The 25060-nt window shown below is 68.0% G+C and carries 24 protein-coding genes; 9 read left to right on the top strand and 15 right to left on the bottom strand.

Annotation, left to right across the window (positions count from 1 at the left end; genetic code table 11):
- Together VL15_RS32575 and VL15_RS32570 are read left to right on the top strand one after the other, a co-directional pair.
- A complete protein-coding gene (locus VL15_RS32575) occupies window positions 1-1578 on the top strand; it encodes an efflux transporter outer membrane subunit (RefSeq protein ID WP_048250944.1) in 1578 nt (525 codons plus the stop codon).
- A 117-nt stretch (window positions 1579-1695) separates the two neighbouring features.
- Window positions 1696-2724, top strand: coding sequence for a MerR family transcriptional regulator (locus VL15_RS32570; protein ID WP_048250943.1), 1029 nt, complete (start codon window positions 1696-1698; stop codon window positions 2722-2724).
- 51 nt (window positions 2725-2775) lie between these two features.
- On the opposite strand, the gene VL15_RS32565 is transcribed toward VL15_RS32570, so the two are convergent.
- The 5 genes from VL15_RS32565 to VL15_RS32545 form a co-directional block, all read right to left on the bottom strand.
- A complete protein-coding gene (locus VL15_RS32565) occupies window positions 2776-3423 on the bottom strand; it encodes a hypothetical protein (RefSeq protein WP_230684572.1) in 648 nt (215 codons plus the stop codon).
- A 28-nt stretch (window positions 3424-3451) separates the two neighbouring features.
- A complete protein-coding gene (locus VL15_RS32560; RefSeq protein WP_048250941.1) occupies window positions 3452-3676 on the bottom strand; it encodes a helix-turn-helix domain-containing protein in 225 nt (74 codons plus the stop codon).
- Window positions 3677-3684: 8 nt separating this feature from the next.
- On the bottom strand, window positions 3685-4248 hold the full coding sequence (locus VL15_RS32555; protein ID WP_048250940.1) for a DUF2975 domain-containing protein: 564 nt from the start codon (window positions 4246-4248) through the stop codon (window positions 3685-3687).
- Window positions 4249-4408: 160 nt separating this feature from the next.
- Window positions 4409-4936, bottom strand: coding sequence for a M949_RS01915 family surface polysaccharide biosynthesis protein (locus VL15_RS32550; RefSeq protein ID WP_048250939.1), 528 nt, complete (start codon window positions 4934-4936; stop codon window positions 4409-4411).
- Between the two features lie 81 nt (window positions 4937-5017).
- Window positions 5018-6400: a sigma-54 interaction domain-containing protein gene (locus tag VL15_RS32545; protein ID WP_048250938.1), complete on the bottom strand. Its 1383-nt coding sequence runs from the start codon at window positions 6398-6400 to the stop codon at window positions 5018-5020.
- 249 nt (window positions 6401-6649) lie between these two features.
- Here VL15_RS32545 and VL15_RS32540 point away from each other — a divergent pair, with 249 nt between their 5' ends.
- The 4 genes from VL15_RS32540 to VL15_RS32525 all read left to right on the top strand — a co-directional run bounded on the left by VL15_RS32540 (window position 6650) and on the right by VL15_RS32525 (window position 11801).
- On the top strand, window positions 6650-7534 hold the full coding sequence (locus VL15_RS32540) for an MBL fold metallo-hydrolase (RefSeq protein WP_048250937.1): 885 nt from the start codon (window positions 6650-6652) through the stop codon (window positions 7532-7534).
- 30 nt (window positions 7535-7564) lie between these two features.
- Window positions 7565-9235 carry a bifunctional protein tyrosine phosphatase family protein/NAD(P)/FAD-dependent oxidoreductase gene (locus tag VL15_RS32535; RefSeq protein WP_048250936.1) on the top strand — a complete coding sequence of 557 codons (1671 nt, stop codon included), beginning with the start codon at window positions 7565-7567 and terminating at the stop codon, window positions 9233-9235.
- 18 nt (window positions 9236-9253) lie between these two features.
- On the top strand, window positions 9254-10060 hold the full coding sequence (locus VL15_RS32530) for a sulfite exporter TauE/SafE family protein (RefSeq protein ID WP_048250935.1): 807 nt from the start codon (window positions 9254-9256) through the stop codon (window positions 10058-10060).
- Between the two features lie 139 nt (window positions 10061-10199).
- Complete coding sequence (locus VL15_RS32525; RefSeq protein WP_080971027.1) at window positions 10200-11801, top strand: RICIN domain-containing protein; 1602 nt, start codon at window positions 10200-10202, stop codon at window positions 11799-11801.
- A gap of 96 nt (window positions 11802-11897) precedes the next feature.
- On the opposite strand, the gene VL15_RS32520 is transcribed toward VL15_RS32525, so the two are convergent.
- The 4 genes from VL15_RS32520 to VL15_RS32505 form a co-directional block, all read right to left on the bottom strand.
- On the bottom strand, window positions 11898-12719 hold the full coding sequence (locus VL15_RS32520; protein ID WP_048250933.1) for an ABC transporter permease subunit: 822 nt from the start codon (window positions 12717-12719) through the stop codon (window positions 11898-11900).
- The gene (locus VL15_RS32515; protein WP_048250932.1) at window positions 12716-13642 is read right to left on the bottom strand and encodes an ABC transporter permease subunit; all 927 of its coding nucleotides are present in this window, start codon (window positions 13640-13642) and stop codon (window positions 12716-12718) included. The genes VL15_RS32520 and VL15_RS32515 overlap by 4 nt, the downstream gene beginning before the upstream one ends.
- Entirely contained in the window at window positions 13639-14799 is a 1161-nt protein-coding gene (locus tag VL15_RS32510; RefSeq protein ID WP_048250931.1) for an ABC transporter ATP-binding protein, read from the bottom strand. Before VL15_RS32510 ends, VL15_RS32515 begins: the two co-directional genes overlap by 4 nt.
- An 85-nt stretch (window positions 14800-14884) precedes the next feature.
- Window positions 14885-15982: a polyamine ABC transporter substrate-binding protein gene (locus VL15_RS32505; RefSeq protein WP_048250930.1), complete on the bottom strand. Its 1098-nt coding sequence runs from the start codon at window positions 15980-15982 to the stop codon at window positions 14885-14887.
- A gap of 525 nt (window positions 15983-16507) precedes the next feature.
- Here VL15_RS32505 and VL15_RS32500 point away from each other — a divergent pair.
- Window positions 16508-16711 carry a DUF1289 domain-containing protein gene (locus VL15_RS32500; protein WP_006493160.1) on the top strand — a complete coding sequence of 68 codons (204 nt, stop codon included), beginning with the start codon at window positions 16508-16510 and terminating at the stop codon, window positions 16709-16711.
- Between the two features lie 74 nt (window positions 16712-16785).
- Here VL15_RS32500 and VL15_RS32495 read toward each other — a convergent pair whose 3' ends face one another.
- From VL15_RS32495 to VL15_RS32485, 3 genes are all read right to left on the bottom strand, one after another.
- Window positions 16786-17427, bottom strand: coding sequence for an OmpW/AlkL family protein (locus tag VL15_RS32495; protein WP_048250929.1), 642 nt, complete (start codon window positions 17425-17427; stop codon window positions 16786-16788).
- 65 nt (window positions 17428-17492) lie between these two features.
- On the bottom strand, window positions 17493-18683 hold the full coding sequence (locus VL15_RS32490; protein WP_048250928.1) for an NAD(P)H-dependent flavin oxidoreductase: 1191 nt from the start codon (window positions 18681-18683) through the stop codon (window positions 17493-17495).
- Window positions 18684-18806: 123 nt separating this feature from the next.
- Window positions 18807-20243, bottom strand: coding sequence for an aldehyde dehydrogenase family protein (locus VL15_RS32485; RefSeq protein WP_048250927.1), 1437 nt, complete (start codon window positions 20241-20243; stop codon window positions 18807-18809).
- Window positions 20244-20645: 402 nt separating this feature from the next.
- On the opposite strand from VL15_RS32485, the gene VL15_RS32480 reads away from it, so the two are divergent.
- On the top strand, window positions 20646-21011 hold the full coding sequence (locus VL15_RS32480; RefSeq protein ID WP_047900785.1) for a hypothetical protein: 366 nt from the start codon (window positions 20646-20648) through the stop codon (window positions 21009-21011).
- Between the two features lie 271 nt (window positions 21012-21282).
- Here VL15_RS32480 and VL15_RS32475 read toward each other — a convergent pair whose 3' ends face one another.
- Window positions 21283-21762: a DUF2501 domain-containing protein gene (locus VL15_RS32475; RefSeq protein ID WP_048250926.1), complete on the bottom strand. Its 480-nt coding sequence runs from the start codon at window positions 21760-21762 to the stop codon at window positions 21283-21285.
- Between the two features lie 299 nt (window positions 21763-22061).
- On the opposite strand from VL15_RS32475, the gene VL15_RS32470 reads away from it, so the two are divergent.
- The gene (locus VL15_RS32470) at window positions 22062-22619 is read left to right on the top strand and encodes a hypothetical protein (protein WP_048250925.1); all 558 of its coding nucleotides are present in this window, start codon (window positions 22062-22064) and stop codon (window positions 22617-22619) included.
- Between the two features lie 35 nt (window positions 22620-22654).
- Here VL15_RS32470 and VL15_RS32465 read toward each other — a convergent pair whose 3' ends face one another.
- Both VL15_RS32465 and VL15_RS32460 read right to left on the bottom strand, forming a co-directional pair.
- Window positions 22655-23893 (bottom strand): MFS transporter, encoded by a 1239-nt coding sequence (locus VL15_RS32465; protein ID WP_048250924.1) that lies wholly within the window; start codon window positions 23891-23893, stop codon window positions 22655-22657.
- Window positions 23894-23927: 34 nt separating this feature from the next.
- The gene (locus VL15_RS32460; RefSeq protein ID WP_053077753.1) at window positions 23928-25031 is read right to left on the bottom strand and encodes a 3-deoxy-7-phosphoheptulonate synthase; all 1104 of its coding nucleotides are present in this window, start codon (window positions 25029-25031) and stop codon (window positions 23928-23930) included.
- Window positions 25032-25060: the final 29 nt, after the last annotated feature.

Genomic DNA, 25060 nt, shown 5'->3' with positions numbered 1-25060 from the left:
ATGGACGTATCGATGAACCTGAAAACGAAAGCCGTGCGGGCGCTCGCGGCCGCGAGCCTCGCCGGCCCGCTCGCCGGCTGCGCGTGGTTCGCGCCGAGCGGCGAGCCGCCCGCGATGCCGTCGCCCGCGCATTACGGCACGGCGCCGCAAATCCAGCAGACCGTGTCCGCGCAAGGCGTCGCGCAGCAGTTCGAGGTCGGCGCACAGCCCGTGCCCGACTGGTGGAAGCAGTACCGCTCCGATTCGCTGAACGCGCTCGTCGACGAAGGGCTGCGCAACAGCCCGACGCTCGGTGCGGCGTCGCATTCGCTGGATGCCGCACGCGAACAGCTGCGCGGACAGATCGGCAGCTCGATGCTGCCGTCGATCGACGCGGGCGGCCAGGCCACGCGCCAGCGCGCGCTCGGCGTGCCGATTCCCGCGCTCGGCGCGCCGACGCTGCTGTACGACACGTTCGTCGGGCAACTGCAGGCGAGCTACACGATCGATCTGTTCGGCGTCTCCCGCTTCGCGAACCGCGCGCTCGCGAAACGCGTCGACGTCAGCGCGTTCCAGCTCGAATCCGCGCGACGCGCGCTGGCCGCGAACATCGTCACCGCGTCGATCACGGTGTCGGTGCTCAACGCACAGATCAACACGACCGAGCGGCTCGTCGCGCTTTCGAACGACCAGGCACACGACGCCGAACGCCGCTACGCGCTCGGCTCGGCGTCGCGCAGCGACGCGCTGACCGCGCGGCAAAGCGCCGACACGTTTGCGGCAAGCCTGCCCGCGCTGCGCCAGCAGCGCGACTCGGCACGCCATGCGCTCGCAGTGCTGGTCGGCCGCACGCCCGACCGGCCGCCGGCCGATCTCACGCTCGCCGATCTGCACCTGCCCGAACAGGTGCCCGTCGTCGTGCCGTCGGACCTGCTGCAAAGCCGCCCGGACATCCAGGCGGCCGACGCGGGGCTGAAGGCGGCCGCGGCCGAAGTGGGCGTCGCGACCGCGCAGATGTTCCCGCAGCTGTCGCTATCGGCGGCGATGGGCCAAGGCGGCTTCAGCTGGCCGACGATGCTGTCGGGCGCCGGCGCGATCTGGAACGTCGGCGCGTCGCTGAGCCAGCCGATCTTCCACGGCGGCGCGCTGTTCGCGCAGCGCCGCGCGGCGAAGGCCACCTACGAAGCCGCAGTCGACCAGTACAAGCAGGCCGTGCTCGGCGCGTTCCAGAACGTCGCCGATTCGCTCGCGGCGCTCGAACACGATGCCGAAGCGCTCGACGCGTCGTCCCGCGCCGCGCTGTCCGCACGTGGCGCATACGACGACGCGGCCGCCCGCGTGCGGCTCGGCGCGCTGCCGCCGTCGGCCGCGCGCGCCAGCGAACTGCAGTACCGCAACGCGCGGCTCGACGAGATCCGCGCGACCGGCGCGCGGTTCGCGGATACCGCGCGGCTCTATCAGGCGATGGGCACGCCGCCGGCCGGCAAGGCCGACAAGACCGATAAAGCCGGCAAAACCGTCGACAAGGCGGCCGGCGACAGCACAACCGGCAAGGAAGCGCGCGTCGCCACGCCCGACACCCCGCCTTCGCCGCAATAAGCCGGCCTTTCGATCGGGCGCGCGCGATCCCCGGCGCGCCCGATTTCCGATCTTCCGCTTGACCCTCACGTAGCGTAACGTTCGAGACTCCAGTGTGCGTACCGAACGGAGGAACGAATGCGACTGAAAGTGGGAGAACTGGCGAAACGCAGCGGGCTGACCGTCCGCACGCTTCATCACTATCACGCGATCGGTCTGCTGACGCCTTCGGCGCGTGCCGACAACGGCTACCGGCTGTACGACCGCCACGACATCGCCCGGCTCCACCAGATCCAGGCGCTGCGTCGCTTCGGACTGTCGCTCACCGAAATCGGCGACTACCTGAACCAGCCCGACGCCCCGCTCGTCGATCTCGTCGCGAAGCAGATCGCGTCGCTCGACCGCCAGCTCGCGCAGACCGCGCAGCTGCGCGAGCGGCTCGTGCACCTGCACGCGCAGCTCGCCGCGGGCACCGAGCCGGAACTGGCCGATTGGCTCACCACACTGGAGTTGATGACCGTGTACGACAAATATTTCTCCGAGGCAGAACTCGCAAGCATGCCGATGTACCGCAAGAGCCAGACGGGCGACGCGGAATGGATCGCGCTCGTCGACGACGTGCGCGTGCTGCACGACGCGGGCGTCCCGCCCGAGGACGAGCGCGCCCGTGCGCTCGCCGGTCGCTGGATGGCGATGCTCGTGCGCGACACGAACAACGACCCGCGGCTGCTGGCGAAGCTGAACCTGATGCACGAACACGAACCCGCGATGCAGTCGAAGATCGGCATTTCGACCGCGCTGCGCGACTACGTGCTGCGCGCCGCTTCCGAAACGAAGATGCGGATCTTCGAGAAGTATCTTGCCCCGGACGAGATCCGCTTCATGCGCGCGCACTACGGCGAACGCGCGATGGACTGGCCGCAACTGATGGGCGACGTGCGCGATGCGATCGAATCGGGCGCGCAGCCCGATTCGCCGGAAGGCCGTGCGCTCGCGCGTCGCTGGCTCGACCTGTTCTGCAGTTATGCGGGCAACGATCCGGCCACGCACGCGAAATTCCGCCATGCGATGATGAACGAACCGCAGCTGACGAAGGATACGTGGGTCGACGAGACGCTGCTCGGTTTCATGCGCGAGGCGATGGCGCAGCTTGCGCCTGTGCGCTGATCGGGAATGGCGTGGCGGGCGGCACGCGGGTTGCCGATCTAGCCGCCCGCGTCACCACTTGCAGCCGGTATCGCGAACCGCATCCAGTGCCAGCATCGGCAACGCAAGGAGGCCGGCGCCCGCATACGCGTTCCGGCAGTCGATGCGGCGCGCGCCCGACATCCCTCTCGCCAGCCTGGCGTCGACGGTATCGCGGCGCGGCGCCGCGTGACCGGACGACGCACCCGACACGTCGACCGCCGCCTCGGCAACACTGCGCCCCGACGCACGCCGCGCGCCGATCGACGCCAGATCGCGGCCCCAATCGACATCGGGCGTCGACGCGTTCGCCGGCCGGTCTTCGTGTCGATCCTGCACGGGTGCGTCCCCGTGTGCATGCGGCACCCCCGATGCATCCGGACGCGAACGCGTCGCCATGCGAGCGTTCGCGGCGGCGCCGGACAGTTTCGTCGATCGACCCTTGCCACGCACGTGCCCATTCTGGCCGGTGCGTGCGGCCACGCCGGTTGCCGGCGGCTGCATCGGCCGAGCCAGCAGCAACGCGACACTCAGCACGGATTGTGCCGCCGCCTCGGCTTTTGGTCTGGCCGCACCGGCCGTCATCGACGCGCCGCGCAACACGAACCATCCGAGCACGTGGATCGACACGGCGATTGCACCGGCCAGCGCGACGATACCCAGCCGCCGACGTCGCGCCATCGCATCGGCCGTGCGCCGTGACGACGCCTCAATCCGGCTCGCCGCCGCCGTCATCGCTGAACGCGAGCAGGTCGCCGGGCTGGCAGTCGAGATAACGGCAGATCGCCTCGAGCGTCGCGAAGCGGATGCCCTTGACCTTCCCTTGCTTGAGCAGCGACAGGTTTTGTTCGGTGATGCCGACAGCCGCCGCGAGATCCTTCGAGCGGACCTTGCGGGTTGCGAGCATCACGTCGAGCTTGACTACGATCGACATGGCGCGCCTCAGACGAACTGCCGATGTTCGGCGTCGAGCTCGCTCGCCTGCCGGAGAATGTGCGCGACGACCGCGATGCAGGCCGCGGTAAACAGCGCGACGACGTACGGCATGCTGAAGCCGATGCTGACCACGCGATGGCCGACCGGCTCGCGCAGCGTCGCCCACACGCTCAGCAGCGGTTCGCACAGCAGGCTCAGCAGCACCCACAGGCCGATCGCGCGGCCCGTCTTGCCGAGATGGCCGGCCGCCTGCGCAGAGAAATAGTCGCGGCGCGCGTAAGTCCGGAACAGCGCGCGCAGATGGCGCAGCCCGTTCGCGAGCGCGACGAGCGGCACGCTCGACAACAGGATGCCGACCGCCTTTTGCCACCACGGGAATGCGGCGACGTCCACGTGCAGGTTCGACATCACCGAGTCCGTCAGGCCGAATACGAAACCGGGCCCGGAGTCGGCCGCGCTCAGCGACGGAAACGTCCAGCAAGCGGCGTTGAGCGCCAGCATGGCGACGATGAACCACAGCGTGACAGCGGCCATCCGCTGGCTGATACGGGCGATGCGATCGGAATGCATGCGAGGTCCTCGACGGAGATTGAACACGCGCCGATTGTACGCCGATAATTATCGTAAAACGATAATTAATCGTCGTTTTGTCATGTTTTTTTATCGTGCAACGGCCTCTCGCCGCTTAACCGAACCGGCTTCGCACGCGCCGAGGCGGCCACGCAGCCGCCTACTCGTAGTTGCGTACGCTGATCCCGCGCCAATGCTTCGTCATGTAGTGCAGAAACGCGGGATGGGCCTTCAGGTCCGCATTCGGCACCGGGGGCGCGCCGCCGTCCGTGAACTTGCCCTTGACCGTCACGGTTTCCTCGCCGCGCAGCACGTACTTCGTGCCGCCGTCGACCAGGAAGTACTTGACCTGGTCGGCGCTGATGTCGCCGCGGCAGCCGATCTTGTACGCGAACAGGAACTGCTTGCGGCCGTTGCCGAGCAGGTCGAGCATTTCGATCGACGCGGGCACGACGTCGAGGATCACGTCGACCGGGCATTCCTTCACGTAATCGCGCACCGTCCAGTCGGGGCGGCCGTCGAGCGTCGCGGAGACCTTGAGCGTGACGTCGTCGCCGGACTCGGTTCTGGCAAGCGTCACCGCATGCGCGCCGGCCGCATCGGTCCATGTGTATTCGGCGGCCGGTGCCGGGCTGGCCAGCGCAGCAGCTGCGACGAACAGGCAAGGCGAAAGAAAGTGTTGTTTCATCGGCGATGGGGGACTGGATCGAACGCGCCATTATCGGCAAAGCCGCCTGCCGCTGCCAGTTCCGCCTCGCGCCCGTACCGATTACCGGTCGCGCGACCCGAGCCCGAGCGCCTTCATCCGCCGGTACAACGTCCGCTCGCTCATCCCGACCTGCTCGGCAAGCGCCTTGCGCGTGCCGTCGAACGCGCGCGCGATGCGCACGAGTTCCGCGTCCGACACGCCGCGCACATCCGCCCCGCGGTCCTGCGGCACCGCCGAGGCGGCGACCAGTTCCGCCGGCAGATGCTCGACCCGGATCGTCCCGTCGTCCGCGAACAGGCACGCGCGTTCGAGCACGTTGCGCAATTCGCGGATGTTGCCGGGCCACGCATACGCATCGAGACACGCGCGCGCGCGTTCGGTCAGCACGAACGGCCGGGCGCTCGCGTCGCCCGCGCCGGTGCGCGCGTTCGCGATCCGCCGCAGGATCGATTCGGCCAGCAGCGCGACGTCGCCGCGCCGGTCGCGCAGTGCCGGCAACGGAATCGGAAACGCGTTGATCCGGTAATAGAGATCCTGCCGGAACCGGCCGTCGTCGATCATCTCGCGCAGCGGCTTGTGTGTGGCCGCGACGAGCCGGAAATCCGCGCGCAGCGCCTCGACGCCGCCGACGCGCCGGAACGTGCCTGATTCGATCAGCCGCAGCAGCTTCACCTGCATCGGCAGCGGCACGTCGCCGATCTCGTCGAGAAACAGCGTGCCGCCCTGCGCGGTCTCGACGAGGCCCGGCTTGCGCTGGTTCGCGCCGGTGAACGCGCCCTTCTCGTAGCCGAACAGTTCGCTCTCGAACAGCGTCTCGGCGATCCCCGAGCAATCGACGACGACGAACGGCCCCATCGCGCGATCGCTCGCCTCGTGCAGCGCGCGAGCGAACAGTTCCTTGCCGGTGCCCGATTCGCCGAGCAACAGCACCGGCAGCGTCGACGGCGCGACGCGCTGCAGTGCGCCGAGCGCCGCGTTGAACGCGTCCGCGCCGCCGACCAACCCCTCCGCGCTCGGCTGCGCGGACGCGCTGCGCACCGTCGTCAGCCGCTCGACATACGCGATCACGTTGCCGGACACATCGAAGATCGGCCGCAGCTCGACGTCGACATGCTCGGGGCCGCGCGGCGTGTGGTGGATGTGCAGCACGCGGTTCAGCCCGCGCGATTCCAGCGCCTGCTTCATCGGGCAATGCTCGCCGGCCTGGTCGCACGGCACGTCGTAGTGATGCGAGACCTGGAAGCAGTGCCGGCCCACGTGCTCGACGCCCGCCACACCGAACTGGCGCCGGTACGCATCGTTCGCCGCGAGGATGCGGTAGTCGGGATCGACGACGATCATCGGCTGCGGGTCCTGCTCGAGATACGCGACGAGCGCGCGCACGTCGGGCATGGCGTCGTGGCGCGGCGCGGGAACGATCGGGATGGTGTCGTGCGGATTCATGCGGACGCTCGGTGAGAATGCTGCCGGACGAACTGCCAGGCAGGCTGCCAATTCTGCCACGACACTGCCAGATATGGCAGTCCGCATTCGGAAGTCGATGCCGGCGACGCCTGCGCATTGCCGAGGCCGTACCGAAAACCCGAGCCGAATCAAGTCTCTGACACATCGACCGGGGCCGCGGGGCCGGCTGGCACGTTTCTTGAGATAAAGATCCCGATTGCAGATGCAGAACCCGATCGAGGACATCCCGTGAGCCATGCCCCCACGCTGTCGGTCGAAGGCTTTTTCGACCCGGCGACCCACACCGTCAGCTATCTCCTGCTCGATACGGCGAGCCGCGCCTGTGCGCTCATCGACAGCGTGCTCGACTACGACCCGAAATCCGGCCGCACGCGCACCGACAGTGCCGACCGGCTGATCGCCCGCGTCGCCGAACTCGGCGCGACCGTGCACTGGCTGCTGGAAACGCACGTGCATGCCGACCACCTGTCGGCCGCGCCCTACCTGAAGACGCGAGTCGGCGGCCGGATCGCGATCGGCTCGCACGTGCGCCGCGTGCAGCACGTGTTCGGCACGCTGTTCAACGCGGGCCCCGGCTTTGCGGAGGACGGCCGCCAGTTCGACCGGCTCGTCGACGACGGCGACACGCTCGAACTCGGCGCGCTGACGATCCGCGCGCTGCACACGCCGGGCCACACGCCCGCATGCATGACCTACTGCGTCGACGACGCGACGCAGCGCGCGGCGTTCGTCGGCGACACGTTGTTCATGCCCGACTACGGCACGGCCCGCTGCGACTTCCCGGGCGGCGACGCGCGCACGCTGTACCGCTCGATCGCACGCGTGCTCGGCCTGCCGCCCGACACGCGCCTGTATCTGTGCCACGACTACCAGCCGGGCGGCCGCGACGTGCAGTTCGTGACGACCGTCGCCGAGCAGCGCCGCGCGAACGTGCATGTGAAGGACGGCGTGACCGAGGACGATTTCGTCGCGATGCGCACCGCACGCGATGCGACGCTCGCGATGCCCGTGCTGATGCTGCCGTCCGTGCAGGTCAACATGCGCGCCGGCCACCTGCCCGAGCCCGAAAACAATGGCGTGCGCTACCTGAAGATCCCGCTCGACGCGATCTGAGCGCTGCCGCCCCCAACCGAGAACCCCGACATGACCACCATTCGCAAGCTGACCGACGCGTTGTCGGTCTCGCCGCAGATCGCGACGGCCGACCTGCCCGCGCTGCACGCGGCCGGCATCCGCGCGATCGTCTGCAACCGGCCCGACGGCGAAGGCCCCGACCAGCCGACCGTCGCCGAGATTCGCGCGGCCGCCGCGCCGCTCGGTATCGACGTGCATTACCTGCCGGTCGATACGGGCAAGGTCACCGACGACCAGGCCGCGCAGTTCGGCGCACTCGTCGCGTCGCTGGAAGGCCCGGTGCTCGCGTATTGCCGCAGCGGCACGCGCTCGGCCACGCTGTGGGCGCTGTCGCAAGCCGGCCTGCGCCCGCTGAACGACATCGTCGCGACGGCCAATACAGCCGGCTACGACCTGCGCGCGGTCGCGTCTCGCGTCGCTCAAGGCGGCACGCAAGCCGCGCCGGCCATCGACGCGCGGCACGACATCGTGATCGTCGGCGCGGGTGCGGCCGGTATCGCCGTTGCATCGAGCCTGCTCGCGCGCGACGCGTCGCTCGACATCGCCGTGATCGACCCGGCCGACGTCCACTACTACCAGCCGGGCTGGACGATGGTCGGCGCGGGCGTATTCCGGCCCGAGACGACCGCGCGCCAAATCACCGACTTGCTGCCGCGCGGTGTACACCGGATCCAGGCCGCCGTCGCGGGCTTCGAGCCCGAATCGCATACGGTCGTGCTCGACGGCTGCCGCCGCATCGGTTATCGCAAGCTCGTCGTGTGCCCGGGGCTCAAGCTCGACTGGGAAGCGATCGAAGGCCTCGCCGACACGCTCGGCCGCAACGGCGTCACGTCGAACTACCGCTACGATCTCGCGCCGTACACGTGGGAGCTCGTCCGCGCGTTCCGCGGCGGCAATGCACTCTTCACGCAGCCGCCGATGCCGATCAAGTGCGCGGGTGCGCCGCAGAAGGCGATGTACCTGTCGTGCGACCACTGGCGCCGCGCGGGCCACCTCGACGCCGCGAACGTCGAATTCCTGAATGCGGGCGGTGCGCTGTTCGGCGTCGCCGACTACGTGCCCGCGCTGATGGAGTACGTGAAAAGCTACGACATCGCGCTGTCGTTCGGCCACAACCTCGTCTCGATCGACGGGCCCGCGCGCCGTGCGACGTTCGCACGCGCGCTGCCGGACGGCGGCAAGGAAACCGTCGTGCGTGCGTTCGACATGATCCACGTCGTGCCGCCGCAGAAGGCGCCCGACTTCGTGCGCGCGAGCCCGCTCGCCGACGCGGCCGGCTGGATCGACGTCGATCCGGCGACGCTGCGGCACAAGCAGTTTCCGGACATCTACGCGCTCGGCGACGTCACCAACACGACCAATGCGAAAACCGCCGCGGCCGCCCGCAAGCAGGCGCCGGTCGTCGCGCACAACCTGCTCGCGTCGCTCGGCCGCGCGCACGGCGACGCCGCGTACGACGGCTACGGCTCGTGTCCGCTCACCGTCGAGCGCGGCAAGATCGTGCTCGCCGAATTCCTGTACGGCGGCAAGGTCGCGCCGACCTTCCCCGCGTGGCTGATCGACGGCAAGCGCCCGTCGCGGCTTGCGTGGCTGCTCAAGGAACGCGTGCTGCCGCCGCTTTACTGGAAGGCGATGCTCAAGGGTCGCGAATGGCTCGCGAAGCCCGCGATCGCACGTTGACCGGAGCCCGATGACGTCATGCTGATTTCCCTTGTACTGGGCGGCTTCGTTGGCGCCGTGCTCGGCCTGACCGGCGCCGGCGGTGGCATTCTCGCGGTGCCCGCGCTCGTGGTCGGCATGAGCTGGCCGATGCAGCAGGCCGCGCCCGTCGCGCTCGTCGCGGTGGCGGGCAGCGCCGCGCTCGGCGCGCTCGAAGGCTTCCGCCGCGGGCTCGTGCGCTATCGCGCGGCGCTGCTGATGGCCGTGGCCGGCGTGCCGCTGACCACGCTCGGCGTGCGGCTCGCGCACGTGCTGCCGCAACGCATGCTGCTCGCGCTGTTCGCGCTGACGATGCTGGTCGTCGCCGGCCGCCTGCTGCGGCAGGCGCTGCGGCACGCTCCCGCCGATGCCGACGCGTCGCCGCTGTGCGTCGGCCGCGTGAATCCCGATACGGGCCGTCTCGTGTGGTCCTGGCCCGTCGGCGTCGCGCTTGCGTCGACCGGCGCGATGACGGGCCTGATGACCGGGCTGCTCGGCGTCGGTGGCGGTTTCGTGATCGTGCCGATGCTGCGCAAGTTCACGAATGTGTCGATGCACGGCGTCGTCGCGACGTCGCTGATGGTGATCGCGCTGGTCGGCACCGGCGGCGTGTTCGCGACGCTCGTGTCGGGCACGCACGCGCCGCTCGACGTGACCCTGTGGTTCACCGTGGCAACCGCGCTCGGCATGGCCGCCGGCCGCGGTGCGTCGCGGCACCTCGCCGCGCGGCACGTGCAGGCCGGCTTCGCGGCCGTGCTCGTGTGCGTCGCGCTCGGGTTGCTGGCGAAGGCGGCATTCGGCGCGTGATCGATGGCACGGGCATCGACCGCGCCCGTCACCGCCTTCGTTCAGATTTGTTCATATAGCTGCCGGAATCGCGTGCTAGAGTCGTCTCGCGGCGCTGTTGCACACGCATCGAATCCAACAAAGAAAATGGAGCTCCGGCATGCAAGCAAGCACTCGAGGATGCGCGGCGATGGCCGCGCTGCTGTTCGCCCCACTCACCGCTTTCGCGACACCCGCCTACACCGCCGCACTGACGCTCGCCACGCTCTCGCCGTCGGTCGGCGGGACCGACAAGGCAACGCTCAAGCTCGCCAACACCGGTGCCGCACCTGCCGCCGCCGGGCTCTTCATCGGGATGCCCGCCGGCTTCACCGCGAACGGCCTCACCAGCACGTGCGGTGGCACGCTGACGGATGACGGCGCGTCGCGGGTCGCGCTGTCCGGCGTGACGGTGCCGGCCGGTGGCACGTGCACGCTCGGCTTCACGCTCGACGTGCCGCCCGTCGCCTCGCTGCCGCCGGCGGGTGCACGCAGCTTTACGATCACGGCCAACCCGGCTCCCGGGTTCGCGACTCTGTCCACCGCGACCGCGCCGACGCTGTCCGGCTTCCTCGGCTCGACGCCGGGGCTCTACAGCAACACGTGGTTCCCGTCGACCGTGCGCAGCGTCGGCACGCTCGATCTGTTCATCACGCCGAAGACGGATCCCGGCCCGAACTCGAACGTGTTCTGGTCGAACCAGGTCAATTCGTTGAACGGCTACACGGGCCTGCAGTCGACCGAGCTCGTATCGGCCAGCGAAGGCAGCGGCCGGCAATTCCTGTTCAGCCTGTGGGGCGCGACGGCCGCCAAACCCGGCACGCCGGCCAGCGCCGGCATCGGTGCGGGCAGCTACTGCACGGTCAGCGGCTCGGCGACGGACGGCAGCGCGGGCGCGCAGTGCCGCTACCGCTACGACTGGCAGGCCGGCCACACCTACCGGTTCCGCATCACGCCGGACACGGCCCAGGGCCCGGGCTGGTTCAAGAGCAACGTCACCGACGTGACGCCCGGCTCCACCGGCGACAGCTTCGACATCGGCAGCATCTACGTCGGCACGACGCAGACGCAGGTGCCGGTTTCGTCGATCAGCCAGTGGGTGGAATATTTCGACTGGAACTCGAGCCGCACGAGTTGCACGTCGATCGCACACACCGACGCGCAGTTCGACATTCGCGCGTATGACGCGATCGGCAACGCGGTGGCTGTGCCGGCGCCGTCGGTCACCGTCAACAAGACCTGTCCGGCCAGCGATGCGAACGCGTCCGTATCGAACGGCGTCGCGACGCTGGTCGGCGGCCCGCAGCAATCGGCAGCCGGCCTCGTGAAAGCAACCGGCGCGTGCCTGACCGCGTCGGGCGGTCTCGCCGACGGCCATCCCGCGACGCTCGGCGCGTGCCCGACGCTCGCGTCGGTGCGCGCGTCGGGCGGCACGCAATTCAATCCGCAACTGTGGGTCGCCGCGGGCGACGGCACGCTGCAGACCAAGTACAGCTACTGCCTCACCGCGCAGGCAACCGGCGCGCTGCTGCGCACCTGTACCGCCGGTGCGGCCGATCAGCAATGGCGCGTGAAAGCCGGCACGGGACCGGGTTCGACTCAGCTCGTGTCGCAATCGACGGGCCGCTGCCTGGCGCCTGCCGCCGGCGGCACGCTGAGCCTCCAGCCGTGCACGGCCGCCACGGCAGTCTGGACGACACCCGGCAAGAGCTTCGCGTACTGACCGACGCTGCAGCACGCGCAGCGCGCCCAAGCAAAACGCCCGGCCCGACTCGTCGTCGGCACCGGGCGTTTTTCATTGCTGCGAGCAACGCAGCCGTCAGGTCGCGAACCCCGCCATCCGCTTGCGTTCCTGACGCAGCATCACGAAGTTCGCGATCACGACGCCGGCCGTCACCGCGACGATGAACAGCGTCGCGAGCGCGTTCATCTCCGGGTTCAGCCCGAGGCGCACGCGCGAGAACACGACGAGCGGCAGCGTCGTCGAGCCGGGGCCCGACAGGAACGCCGACAGCACGAGGTCGTCGATCGACAGCGTGAACGACAGCAGCCAGCCCGCGATCAGCGCCTGCGAGATCAGCGGCAGCGTGATCGTGAAGAAGACCTTCAGCGGCGTCGCGCCGAGATCGAGCGCGGCTTCCTCCAGCGACGGGTTCAGCTCGCGCACGCGCGACTGCACGATGATCGCGACGTACGAGATGCACAGCATCACGTGGCCGAGCCAGATCGTGAACACGCCGCGCTCGGCCGGCCAGCCGATCCACTTCGCCAGTTCGATGAACAACAGCAGCAGCGAGATTCCCTGGATCACCTCGGGAATCACGAGTGGCGCGTTGATCATCCCGCTGAACAGCGCGAAACCGCGAAAGCGGCCCATCCGCGCGAGCACGAAGCCGGCCCACGTGCCGATGAACACCGACGCGAACGCGGTCAGCACGCCGATCTTCAACGACAACCACGCGGCGGTCAGCAGCTCGTCGTCCTCCACCAGCGCCGAATACCACTTGAACGAGAAGCCCGACCACACGGTAACGAGCTTCGACTCGTTGAACGAATAGACGATCAGGCTGATGATCGGGATGTACAGGAACGCGAAGCCGGCAAACAGCGCCGCGAACTGCAGGTAACGATTCGGCTTCATCGACGGCCCTCCTGCTCCTTCGCCTGGAAATGCTGGAACATCGCCATCGGCACGAGCAGCAGCAGCACCATCGCGCAGGTCACGGCCGACGCCATCGGCCAGTCCGCGTTGTTGAAGAACTCATTCCACATCACGCGGCCGATCATCAGCGTGTTCGCGCCGCCGAGCAGTTCGGGAATCACGTACTCGCCCACCGCCGGGATGAACACCAGCAGGCAGCCCGCGATGATCCCGTTCTTCGACAGCGGCAGCGTGATCTGCACGAACGCCTTCCACGGCTTGGCGCCGAGGTCGTACGCGGCCTCGAGCAGGCGCAGGTCCATCTTCACGAGGTGCGCGTAAAGCGGCATCACGAGGAACGGCAGGTACGAATACACCATCCCGATGTACACCGCGTAGTTCGTGCGGTACAGCTCGATCGGCGTATGGGTCAGGCCGATCCCCATCAGGAAGTTGTTCAGCAGGCCGTTGTTCTTCAGGATGCCGATCCACGCGTACACGCGGATCAGGAACGACGTCCAGAACGGCAGCATCACGCCCATCATCAGCAGGTTGCGGGTCGCCGGGTTCGAGCGCGCGATGTAGTACGCCATCGGATAGCCGAGCAGCAGGCACAGCAGCGTCGTGACCGCGGCCACCCACACCGAGTTCACGTAGGTCGCGAAATACAGGCTGTCCGTGAACAGGAACGCGTAGTGCGACAGGTTCAGCGCGACGTGCACAACACCGTCCGCGTACGACGCGAGCTCCGTGTACGGCGGGATGCCGAGCTGCAGCTCCGCGAAGCTGATCTTGACGACCAGCACGAACGGCACGAGGAAGAACAGCACGAGCCACGTGAACGGCCCGGCGACGACCGCCGTCGCGCCCGTCAGATTGAAGCGCCGCACCGGCCACTCGAGCAGGGACTTGAACGTGGTCATGACGTCAGCACCACACCCGCGGTCGCGCTCCAGCGCACGTAGATCTCGTCGCCGAGCGCCGGCGTGTCGAGCTCGGAAATCGCGAGGCTCGACACGTTCGCGATCACCGTCTTGCCCGCGTCGAGCTTCACGTGATACAGCGAATAACCACCCATGTACGCGACGTTGCTGATCCTGCCGCGCGCCCAGTTGAACGCGCCTTCGGGCGGCTTGCGCGTGAGCGCGATCCGCTCGGGGCGCACCGACACCGTGACCGGCATCCCGAGCGGGCCCGAGATGCCGTGGCTCACGTACAGCCGGCTCGGCAGTTCCGGCGATTCGATGTACACGTGGTCGGGTTCATCCTCGACGGTCACGCCGTCGAACAGGTTCGTCGAGCCGATGAATTCGGCCGAGAAGCGGCTGTTCGGATATTCGTACACTTCGTTCGGCGAGCCGATCTGCACGATCTGCCCTTCGCTCATCACCGCGAGGCGATTCGCCATCGTCATCGCTTCTTCCTGGTCGTGCGTGACCATCATGCAGGTGACACCGACCTTGTTCAGGATGTTGACGAGTTCGATCTGCGTGCGCTGGCGGATCTGCTTGTCGAGCGCGGACATCGGCTCGTCGAGCAGCAACAGCTTCGGGCGCTTGACCAGCGAGCGGGCGAGCGCGACGCGCTGCTGCTGGCCGCCCGACAGCTGATGCGGCTTGCGCTTCGCGTACTTGCTCATCTGCACGAGTTCGAGCGCCGCGGCGACGCGCTCCCTCAGTTCGGCCTTCGGCACGCCTTCCTGCTTGAGGCCGAACGCGACGTTCGACTCGACCGACATGTGCGGGAACAGCGCATACGACTGGAACATCATGTTCACGGGCCGCTTGTACGGCGGCATCTGCGCGAGGTCCTCGCCGTCGATCAGGATCTTGCCCGACGTGACCGTCTCGAGGCCCGCGAGCATCCGCAGCAACGTCGACTTGCCGCAGCCCGAGCTGCCGAGCAGCGCGAACAGCTCGCCCTGGCGCACGGTCAGATTGACGCTGCGCACGGCTTCGGTGTCGCCGAATTTCTTGACGACGTCGACGATCTGGACAAAGTTCTCGGCGCGCGCATCGGCGCCGGAGGCGTAAACGGAGGACGGTGCGCCCGCGACCGGCCCACCCGACTGGCTATTCATGATGTGCTGCTTCTCTCCTGCGTTTGACGAACAAAGCCCCCGGGGGCACCAGGGGCTTCATGACTGCTGGTTCACTTCGCTCGCGTCAGCGGCCCGACTTCAGCTCGGTCCACAGACGCGTCTGCAGGCGCTGGATTTCAGGCGGCAGCGGCTTGAGCAGGAACAGCGTCTTCACGACGTCGGCCGGCGGGTAGACGGCCGGGTCGTTCGCGACGTCGGGCCGCACGTACTTGCGGGCCTCGGCGTTGGCGCTCGGGTAGTACACCGCGTTCGTGATCGCCGCGTGCACCTTCGGATCCTCGATGTAGTTGATCCACTGCAGCGCGGCATCCTTGTTCTTCGCGTCCTTCGGGATCGCCATCACGTCGAACCACACCGGCGCGCCGCCCTTCGGAATGTAGTACTCGACCTTGTACGGCTTCTTCGCTTCGATCGCGCGATGCTTCGCGATCACGACGTCTCCCGACCAGCCGAACGCGAAGCAGATGTCGCCGCCGACCAGGTCGTTGATGTAGCCCGACGAGTTGAATTGCGTGATGTACGGGCGGATCTTCTTCAGCACGTCCATCGCGGCCTTGTAGTCGGCCGGGTTCGTGCTCATTGGATCCTTGCCGATGTAGTGCAGCGCAGCCGCGAACATCTGGTCGGGCGCGTCGAGCACCGACACGCCGCAGGTCTTCAGCTTCGCGAGGTTTTCCGGTTTGAACAGGATGTCCCAGTTGTCGAGCGGGACCTTGCCGAGTGCCTGCTGCGCCTTCGTCAGGTTGTACGCGAGACCGGTCGTGCCGTACGCCCAGGGCACCGAATACTTGTTGCCCGGGTCCGCGCCGGCGACGAGCGCCATCAGTTGCGGATCGAGATACTTGAGGTTCGGCAGCTTCGATTTGTCGAGCGGCGCGAAGATGCCGGCGGCGATCTGCTTGCCCGCGTAGTTGCTGGTCGGCACGACGATGTCGTAGCCCGAGCTGCCCGTCAGCAGCTTCGCCTGCAGCGTGTCGTCGCTGTCGTAGTTGTCGTAGCGGACCTTCACGCCCGACTGCTTCTCGAAGTTCGGGATCGTGTCCTTCGCAATGTAGTCGGACCAGTTATAGACATTGAGCTGCGTATCCTTCGCTGCTGCTGCCGCCGATGCACCCACGCACAGCGCGAGCGCTGCGAACCGGCCCACTACCTTTGCTTTCATCCCGCTCTCCCTCCGGCCGGACACGTTGTCCGGCTGCCGTCTGCCTCGTCATGGCGGCGCATTCTGGTGCTCCGCCCCTCGAAAACCCCGAAAACTACCACCATTCGCGCTACGTCACAAAAAAATCATGCCGGTGTCGCGCAAACGGAACAGATTCCCGCCGCCGGCCAGTCAGGCCGCCCGCGTGGCGGGGTGTTCCGGGGGAATTTTATCGGGTAATCGGCGGCTGTCCACAGGGAAAAACCGGCGGCGGCGAAACGACGTTCGCGAGCCGGGCGGGCGGCCCGTTCGGCGGGTGTGCGCGCCGCTTGTTTCGCCGGCGGAATCGCGACGCGCGTCGCGCGCACCTAGGCCCGGGGCCTGGCTGTCGATCCAGCCGGCAAGCCGTTGCCGTGCGCCCTTGCCGGTGCGGGGTCGTACTGTCACGACCCCGCACCGGTACAGCATGCCGGCCGCACCCGCCCGACCGGGCGGCCGCGATGCATTAAAATGGCGGCTGACGATTCAACTGCGCGAACCCTCCCGATGGCCTCCAATCTCCACGACCTGCCCGACAGCCCCTGCATCGGCGTGTGCTCGACCCTCTTCGACGAAGTCTGCAAGGGCTGCGGCCGCACGGCCGCCGAAGTATCGAACTGGGTGTTCCTGAGCGACGACGAAAAGCGCGCGGTGTGGGAGCGCATCACGCGCGAAGGCACCGCGATGCGCTTCCAGTACGACAAGCTGTAAATCCGCCGCGCAAAAAAAAAGCGGCATGCCGACTGCCATGCCGCCAACCCCAACTCTGTTTTTTCCCGCCGCGTCTAGAACTTCATCCCGACGCCCACGCCGACGATCAGCGGATCGATGTGCAGCGTGCCGATGCCCTTGTCGCCGAGCGTCGCATCGGTGCTCATCCAGATCTTCTTCACGTCAACGTTCATGAACACCTTCTTCGTCACCTGCACGTCGACGCCGAACTGCAGCGCGGGGCCGAAGCTGCTCTTGTTGATCGACACGCCCTCCCCGCCGACGTTGAGCCCGTTGTTGTAGAAGTACGTGTAGTTCACCCCGGCGCCGACGTACGGACGCACCTTGCCCGCATGGTTGAAGTGATACTGCAGCAGCAGCGTCGGCGGCAGCACGCCCACGCCGCCGAGATTGCCGAGGCTCGACGTCAACTGGTGCCGCGACGTGCCGAGGATCAGCTCGACACCGAGGTAATCGCGGATCATGTACGTGAAGTCGAGCTCGGGCACGATCGCGTTGTTCACACCGACGTTGAGCGCACCCAGCGTGTCGCTCGCGCGCTCGTTAGGCTGGATGCTGATCGCGCGCAGTCGAACCAGTACGTCACCCTGATTGATGCCGTCGCCCGGCGACGCTGCGTGCGACAGCGAAGGCATCGCGACGAGGCTTGCCGCGACGGCGGCAGCGGTGACACAAGTTCGAATCGTTTTATGCATGGTACGGACCCCCAAAGAATGGTTTCCATTCTCCTCGTAGGGTCTTTTCGACATCTTGATATCCGTCAAGCCAGCGTAAACGTGGGACGGTTTGCCGCAGGCTCGGTCGCCCGGCCTGTCAGCAGCAGGTCGAGCAAGTCGCGCACGCTGCGGATCGCACGGCCGAACGGCAGCGCTTCGCGGCCGCGGAAGAACAGCCCGTTCGCGACGTCGCCGCGCAACGCAGCCGCGAGCCGCGTATCGATGCAGAAATGGCCGAACTTCTCGATGCCGTCGCGCAGTCCGCACACACTCAGACATTCGAGCGCGGTCGGACAGCGCTGCTTCAGCGCGCCGAGCTTGTTGCGGATGCGCGTCTCGTTGCGCAGGTAACGATCGAGCCACGGCGTCTTCACCGCGCGCGCTGGCAGCCCCGTCACGCTGACGAATTCGACGATGTCGTCGGGCGTCGCGTCGGCGAGCACGCGCTTGAAATCCGGATGCGCATCGCCCTCTTCCGTCACCGCGAACGGCGTCCCGACCTGCACGCCGTTCGCGCCGGCCGCGAACGCCGCGCGCACCGTGTCGTGGTTGTTGATCCCGCCCGCAACGATCAGCGGGATCGTCTCGCGCGCGAGGCCGAGCGACGCCATCACCTGCGCGGTCTCGTCGAGCACGCGTGCGAAATCGAATCGCGGGTCGTGCATGTCGTCGATCTGCGTGACGCCGAGGTGGCCGCCCGCATGCGCCGGATGCTCGATCACGAGCGCATCGGGCAGACGTCCCTTCTTCATCCATTTCTTCAGCACCAGCGCGATCCCGCGGCTGTCCGACAGGATCGGGATCAGCGCGATGTCGTGTCCTTGCGTGAGATCGGGCAGGTCGAGCGGCAGGCCCGCGCCCATCACGATCGCGTCCGCGCCTTCGTCGCACGCGACGCGCACGTAGTCGGCATGCGCGCTCACGGCCTTCATCACGTTGACCGCGATCATCCCGCGCCCTTCGCTGTAGGTCTTCGCGAGACGGATCTCGCGGGCGAGCGCCTCGAGGTTCGCGGCCTCGAGCGTCGCGCGATCGGGTTGCGCGCGGCACCGCGCGAGCAGGTCCGCATGATGGTGGCGCAGGTCGATGCTCGCGATCGTGCCGACCGCGCCTTCGCGGGCGACGCTGCCCGCCAGCCGGTGTGCGGAGATGCCGACGCCCATGCCGCCCTGCACGACGGGCAACAAGGTGCGGCCGCGAATCGTCAGCGGCGGAAAGGAACTGCGTACGGTCATCTGAAACCTCGTCGGAACATCGGAACCGCGATGATCGACGATCCACCGCCGCGCACCTTGACGCGCGTCAATAAAAAAACGGCACGCAAGCGTGCCGTTTCCGGTTCATGCGCGGCGAAGCGCTCAGGCCGGCTTCGCTGGCTTGAGCTGCATCGACTTGTACTCGAGATACTCTTCGAGCCCGTACACGCCGTTCTCGCGGCCATGCCCCGACTGCTTGTAGCCGCCGAACGGCGCGGCGCCGTTCCATGTGCCGCCGTTGATGTCGACCTGCCCCGTGCGGATGCGGCGCGCGACGCCCATCGCGCGTTCGTCGCTGCCGGCCCATACCGCGCCGCCGAGCCCGTACGGCGAATCGTTCGCGATCCGCACGGCCTCGTCTTCGTCGCGATACGTGATGATCGACAGCACCGGCCCGAAGATCTCTTCCTGCGCGATCGTCGATTTCGGATCGACGCGGCCGAACACGGTCGGCTTCACGAAGAAGCCCTTCGCGAGCCCTTCCGGCAGGCCCGTGCCGCCCGTCACGAGTTCCGCGCCTTCGTCGATGCCGCGCTGGATATACGCCTGCACGCGCTGCTGCTGCACGGCCGACGCGAGTGCACCGAGGCGCGTTGCGTCCTGTCGCGGGTCGCCGGCGACATAGGTTTCGGCCGCGGCCTTCGCGATCTCGCGCGCCTCTTCGTAACGCGCTTCCGGCACCAGCATGCGCGTGTGCGCGGAGCAGGTCTGGCCCGCGTTCAGGTAGCACGCGTTGACCGTGCCCTTCACCGCCGTCGCGAAATCGGCGTCGTCGAGGATCACCGACGCCGACTTGCCGCCCAGTTCGAGCGCAACGCGCTTGACGCCCGCGGCCGCCAGCTCGGCCACGCGCTTGCCGGCACGCGTCGAGCCCGTGAACGACACCATGTCGACGTCCGGATCGATCGCCAGCACCTCGCCGACCACCGGGCCATAACCGCACACGAGGTTGAACACGCCGGGCGGCAAACCGGCTTCATGAATCGCCTCGGCGAGCATGAATGCGTTGAGCGGCGCGACTTCGGACGGCTTCAGGACGACCGTGCAGCCCGCCGCGAGCGCCGGTGCGACCTTCAGCGTGACCTGATTGAGCGGGTAGTTCCACGGCGTGATCGCCGCGACAACGCCGACCGGCTCGCGCACGACGAGCGAGTTGCCGACCTGCGCCTCGAATTCGAACGACTCGGCGAGCTTCGCGTATGCCTTCCAGTTGTAGATCGGGCCGCCGACCTGGATCGCGCGCGACAGCTTGATCGGCATACCGACTTCGCCCGTGATCGACTGCGCGAGTTCCTCGCTGCGTGCCTGCAGATGCTCGACGATCTTGCGCAGGTAGCCTGCGCGCGTCGCGGCCGGCGTGGCCGCCCACGCGTCGAAGGCCGCGCGCGCCGCGCGGATCGCATCCTGCGCATCGGACGCGACGCCCTCCGGAATCCGGCCGATCACGGCTTCGGTGCCCGAGTCGATCACGTCGATCGTGCCGGTTCCGGCCGGTTTGCGCCACGCGCCATCGATATAGAACTGGTCGTAGATTTTCATCGTGCTGCGTCTCCTGTCGATCAGAGTTAGCGCTTCAGCGCTTACTCTGGTCCCATGCCTTGTGCGGTCGGCCAAAGTTAGCGCTCAAGTTGGCTGGAGCGGGTGCTTCAGCACCTGCTCCAGGCTTCGCATCGGATCCCGTGCTTCGGGGGAGCCGACATTCTAACGAGCGTTGCGGCCGACTGGTGTGACGATTGACAGCCATTCGAAAGAACGCCGACCGCTGCCGCATCCGCGCTGCGCCGTCGGTCGTGAATGCCGGCGCAGCGTCCGTTTCGCCGCCGCCGCATCAGCATCCGCCCGGGTGCGCGGCCGGGCCCGCATCGTGCTATGTTTTTATTATCGGCACCGGCCCATTGCGACCGGCGCCGCCCGGAATCCTTGCATTTCGTGAGCGCTGCCATGTCCGACGCATCCCACACCCTCGGCTCGCAAGACCGCCTGGAGCTGCTTTGCTGGCTCACCTGCGGCAATCTCGGCGCGTTTTACCTCAACGAATCGTGGCCGGACGCCACGTTCCAGGTCCAGGCCGCGCACCGCTGGCTCGATCGCCATCACCGCCAGGCCGACTGGCTCGCGGTCGCCAAGCTCGCGGCGCTCGCGCAGGACATCGCGAAACGGCATGCCGGGTTCGTCGACGCGTCGTGGGCACGCGACGCGGTCGAGGAAATCGTCGATACCGACGATCTCGACTATCGGGCGAAACTCGTGCAATGGGTATACGAAGACTGCTGCAAGGCGCTCGCGGACAAGCGGCTGGCCGATTGACGCGTGCGATGGGCGGTACACAAACGGCGGCCGGCCAGTCCGCAGCGGCTGCCGCCGTCAATCGCCGGCACGACCGGCGCGCCCGACCAGACCCGTTCCCTGCATGGAGCGGTGGATCGAATGACGGTCGTCGACGCAACGCGCCGGACATCCGCCGCGCCCCATTTGCGGCGAAATGCATACGCGGGCGGCAGTCACGCGGTCATGCCGCGAATCCGTCGCGCCGGCGTTCGATATCGTGCGCCCCGTTGCAGGGCGCACGCCTCCGTATTTACAGCAGCGATTTCCCTTGCGACAGCACCTTGTCGCAGATCTGCTTGGTCACCTGCTGCTTCAGGCCGCCGCCGCTCAGGTCGAGCTTGCTGCCGTTGCCGGCATCGAGGATCCCGCTCGCACCGCTGGTGTAGCCGCTGTCGGACGACGCATTGCCGCCGAGCTTGCCCATCAGCGCGTCCTTCACCGATGATGCGCCGCCGGACGCGCCGCCGAGATAGTTGTTCTGGATGCAGAACTGCAGCAGGCCCGCGACGTTGCCGGTGCTGCCCGGCATCAGCGACGAACCGCCGCCGCCCGTCAGTGCGCCGCCGAGGCCGCCCAGGTTACCGAGCACACCGCCCGCGCTGCCGCCCGAATCGCCACCGCCGCCGACCTGCTTCAGAACATCGCCAAGCTGCGCATGGGCCACCGAAAACGGTGCGAGCAATCCGATCAGCGCGCCGGCAACGGTCGCGCGGTATAGACGTGCATTCATGTGAAGCCTCCCGGTTGTGACTGCATGAGTACCGCAAATCGAATTCAAGGATACTCAATCGACCCGGACATGACAGCCTTCGTGCACGGCCTGAAACGTCAGGCATCGTGATATATCGCCGCGATTTGACAATGCTTGACGGGGAGACGTATCACGCGCGGCCGGTTCGATGCGCGACTGAAGGCACTCGCGTGAACGCCATCCCGTGTCGCCGGCACACGCGAAGCGTCATAGAATCGTCGTCGCCGGCCGTTCGGACCATCCGGCCCGATCTCACCCCGAACCTGAAGGATGCACGCGTGGCGCTCACCCATCGATTTCTGCTGATCGCCGGTGCATCGGCTGCGCTGCTTGCCGGCTCCGGCGCCGCCCATGCGGCACCCACGCCCGCAGCGACGGCTGCCGCCGCATGCCCGTCGCCTTCGTTCGACCGCTATCCGGCACCCGCCGCACGCGCGCCGCGCAAGCCGGCCGCGGCGCCCCGACTGACCACCAGGGAAGCGCGCCTGTATCGCACCGTCATTCGCGACGAATTCACGCAACCGGCCAATTTTGCCGGCCACTACCGCGTCGCGATCTGGGGTTGCGGAACGGATTGCCGGAATTTCGCGATCGTCGACAAGTACACGGGCGCGACCTACACGATGCCCGGCGTAAACGCGATCGCGGGCGTCATGGGCAACGACGACGAGCGCGTCGATTTCCGCGCCGGCAGTGCACTGCTGATCGTCGCGGGCTGCTTCAACGACGACTGCGACGACAACAACGCGAAGGCCGCCCGGTTCTTCTATGAATGGACCGGCACGCGGCTGCGCGCGATCGGCGCCTGTCCGCTGGTCGTTGCGCCGATCGAATAACCGACGACCGATTCGCGCACCGCTCACGATAATCGTCACGCCGCCGGCGCGCGTGCCCCGGCGCCGCATGTCGCGACGAATACGAGCGCGAGCACCACGCCGATCGACACGAACGGCGCCGCCGGATGCAGTTCGTACAGCATCGTGCCGGCCAGCGGCGCGACGACCATGCTGAGCCCTTGCGCCATCGACATCGCGCCCGCGCACGCGGCCTGCTCATGCGGTTCGACGCGCGTGCTCGCGAGCGCCGCGACCGCGGGAAATGCGGCGCCCATCCCGCACGCCGCCACGAAGTAGCTCACGCACAGCAGCAGCGGGTGCGCGGCCTCCGCGGCCAGCGCCGACACGAACCCCGCGCCACCCGCCAGCGCGCCCCAGCGCAGCCATTGGAGCGGCGCGACCGCACGCAGGCGGCCGACCAGCGACTGCGTCGCGATCAACCCGATGCCGGCGCTGCCAAGCGCGTAACCGACCACCATCGACGCGTCGCCCGTTCGCACGTGCAGCCGGTCGATCACGTAAAAACCGAGCACGCTGTTCGCGATCATCACCGCGCTGTACAGCGCGAACGCGCTGCACCACGGCAGGCGTACGCGCGGATCGGTCGGCTTCAACCGGGGCGGCGCCTGCCGCACCGCATGCACGCCGTCGGCGCGCAGCCGTCGCAGCCCCGCCAGCCCGACGAGCGGCAGCAGCGCGAACACCGCGAGCGCGAGTGTCATGTCGAACCCGGCCAGCCAGCCCGCGAGCGGCGGCGCGAGCACCATCCCGATCGCGCCCGCCGCGCCGAATCGCGCGATCGCGGCCGCGCGCCCCGTGGCCGGCGTCCGGTCCGCGATCCACGCCGTGGCCGCGACAGGCAGCCCCGCATAACAACCGCCCATCGCCGCGCGCGTGACGAGCAGCGCGACAACACCCGCCCACACCGGCGGCACGGCGCTGCCGCCGTCGCGCAACGCCCAGCCGACGTAGCCGGCCAGCAACAGCGAACTCGCGACGAACCCGACGATCGCCGCGCGCATCGTCGACAAGCGCCCGCGCGTGTCCGCCGCGCGCCCCCAGCGAGGCGCGACAGCCATCCACACGAGCCCGACGACGCCGATGATCGCGCCGATGTGCAGCGGTTCGAGATGCATGCGGCGCGCCATCGGGCCGGCGATCGTCACGAATGCGTAGGTGCCTGCCACCATCGCGAAATTCGCGAGCAGCAGCGGCAGCAAGGACGCGCCGGCATCGGCCGGCGCTTGCAGGGATTCAGCGGAAGTCGTCGACATGAGGTGTTCCGATAGAAAAGGGAAACGACGCGCGTCAGCGCGCATGGGTACCGTCGTCGGTCAGCAGGCAGCGGGCGCGCAACAGCGCGTCCTCGGTCGCCTCCCAGCCGATGCACGGATCGGTGATCGAGCAGCCGTAGCGCAGTGCGCCGCCCAGTGGCTGCGCGCCGTCCTCGATGAAGCTTTCGAGCATCACGCCCCGGATCGCTTCGTTGCCCGCGCGCATCTGCCCGACCACATCGTCCAGCACCGCCAGTTGCCGCATCGCCTGCTTGCCGCAGTTCGCATGCGAACAGTCGATCAGCAGGTTCGGCGTCAGGCGTTGCGCGCGCAATGTTTCGACTGCGGCCGCCACCGACGCGGCGTCGTAGTTCGGCCCGTGGCGACCGCCGCGCAGCACGAGGTGCGCGTGCGGATTCCCGGTGCTGTGCAGCAAGGCCGGACTGCCGGCACCATCGACGCCGATGAACGTGTGCGGCCGCATGCTGGCCAGCATCGCGTGCGCTGCGATGTCGACCTGGCCATCCGTGCCGTTCTTGAAACCGACGGGCATCGCAAGCCCCGATGCCAGCTCGCGATGGATTTGCGATTCGGTGGTGCGCGCCCCGATCGCGGCCCAGCTCACCAGGTCGGACAGGTAGTGCGGCGTCGCGACGTCCAGCACCTCGGTCGCGACCGGCAGCCCGAGCGCGTTGATGTCGACGAGCAGCCGGCGCGCGGTGCGCAGCCCCTCCTCGACGCGATGGCTGCCGTCGAGCCCCGGATCGTTGATCAGCCCTTTCCAGCCGACCGTCGTCCGCGGCTTCTCGAAGTAGACGCGCATCACCACGCAGAGCGCGTCGCGCACCGCGTGCGCAAGACCGGCGAGACGGCGCGCGTAGTCGAGCGCGGCCGCCGGATCGTGGATCGAGCACGGTCCGACGACGACGATCCGGCGCGTGTCGCGCCGTTCGAGAATCGCGCGCAGCTGCGCGCGCCCCGCGTCGACGGTCGCCCGCGCGGCATACGACGCCGGCACCGCGTGGCGCAGCGCGTCGGGTACGGGCAGCCGTGCACCGACGCGCAACCGTTCCTCGTGACGCGGCAACGCAAATGCGCCTGCCGCGCCTTGTTCGGCACAGGCCGATATCTGTTTCATGAAGATGCTCCGGAGACGGAATTCAGACG

The organism is Burkholderia cepacia (assembly GCF_001039005.1).
GTDB lineage: Bacteria > Pseudomonadota > Gammaproteobacteria > Burkholderiales > Burkholderiaceae > Burkholderia > Burkholderia theae.
The sequence above is the reverse complement of the archived record's forward strand: the minus strand, read 5'-3'. Positions and strand labels throughout refer to the sequence as shown.

Excerpts from the sequence above, each read along its gene's own strand:
- VL15_RS32475 (WP_048250926.1), bottom strand. The coding sequence starts at position 21,762 with ATGAATGCACGTCTATACCGCGCGACCGTTGCCGGCGCGCTGATCGGA.
- VL15_RS32565 (WP_230684572.1), bottom strand. The coding sequence starts at position 3,423 with ATGGCGCGACGTCGGCGGCTGGGTATCGTCGCGCTGGCCGGTGCAATC.
- VL15_RS32490 (WP_048250928.1), bottom strand. The coding sequence starts at position 18,683 with ATGACCGTACGCAGTTCCTTTCCGCCGCTGACGATTCGCGGCCGCACC.
- VL15_RS32530 (WP_048250935.1), top strand. The coding sequence starts at position 9,254 with ATGCTGATTTCCCTTGTACTGGGCGGCTTCGTTGGCGCCGTGCTCGGC.
- VL15_RS32510 (WP_048250931.1), bottom strand. The coding sequence starts at position 14,799 with ATGAATAGCCAGTCGGGTGGGCCGGTCGCGGGCGCACCGTCCTCCGTT.
- VL15_RS32485 (WP_048250927.1), bottom strand. The coding sequence starts at position 20,243 with ATGAAAATCTACGACCAGTTCTATATCGATGGCGCGTGGCGCAAACCG.
- VL15_RS32465 (WP_048250924.1), bottom strand. The coding sequence starts at position 23,893 with ATGTCGACGACTTCCGCTGAATCCCTGCAAGCGCCGGCCGATGCCGGC.
- VL15_RS32460 (WP_053077753.1), bottom strand. The coding sequence starts at position 25,031 with ATGAAACAGATATCGGCCTGTGCCGAACAAGGCGCGGCAGGCGCATTT.
- VL15_RS32550 (WP_048250939.1), bottom strand. The coding sequence starts at position 4,936 with ATGAAACAACACTTTCTTTCGCCTTGCCTGTTCGTCGCAGCTGCTGCG.
- VL15_RS32575 (WP_048250944.1), top strand. The coding sequence starts at position 1 with ATGGACGTATCGATGAACCTGAAAACGAAAGCCGTGCGGGCGCTCGCG.
- VL15_RS32505 (WP_048250930.1), bottom strand. The coding sequence starts at position 15,982 with ATGAAAGCAAAGGTAGTGGGCCGGTTCGCAGCGCTCGCGCTGTGCGTG.
- VL15_RS32515 (WP_048250932.1), bottom strand. The coding sequence starts at position 13,642 with ATGACCACGTTCAAGTCCCTGCTCGAGTGGCCGGTGCGGCGCTTCAAT.
- VL15_RS32525 (WP_080971027.1), top strand. The coding sequence starts at position 10,200 with ATGCAAGCAAGCACTCGAGGATGCGCGGCGATGGCCGCGCTGCTGTTC.
- VL15_RS32480 (WP_047900785.1), top strand. The coding sequence starts at position 20,646 with ATGTCCGACGCATCCCACACCCTCGGCTCGCAAGACCGCCTGGAGCTG.
- VL15_RS32560 (WP_048250941.1), bottom strand. The coding sequence starts at position 3,676 with ATGTCGATCGTAGTCAAGCTCGACGTGATGCTCGCAACCCGCAAGGTC.
- VL15_RS32495 (WP_048250929.1), bottom strand. The coding sequence starts at position 17,427 with ATGCATAAAACGATTCGAACTTGTGTCACCGCTGCCGCCGTCGCGGCA.
- VL15_RS32535 (WP_048250936.1), top strand. The coding sequence starts at position 7,565 with ATGACCACCATTCGCAAGCTGACCGACGCGTTGTCGGTCTCGCCGCAG.
- VL15_RS32500 (WP_006493160.1), top strand. The coding sequence starts at position 16,508 with ATGGCCTCCAATCTCCACGACCTGCCCGACAGCCCCTGCATCGGCGTG.
- VL15_RS32545 (WP_048250938.1), bottom strand. The coding sequence starts at position 6,400 with ATGAATCCGCACGACACCATCCCGATCGTTCCCGCGCCGCGCCACGAC.
- VL15_RS32555 (WP_048250940.1), bottom strand. The coding sequence starts at position 4,248 with ATGCATTCCGATCGCATCGCCCGTATCAGCCAGCGGATGGCCGCTGTC.
- VL15_RS32520 (WP_048250933.1), bottom strand. The coding sequence starts at position 12,719 with ATGAAGCCGAATCGTTACCTGCAGTTCGCGGCGCTGTTTGCCGGCTTC.
- VL15_RS32570 (WP_048250943.1), top strand. The coding sequence starts at position 1,696 with ATGCGACTGAAAGTGGGAGAACTGGCGAAACGCAGCGGGCTGACCGTC.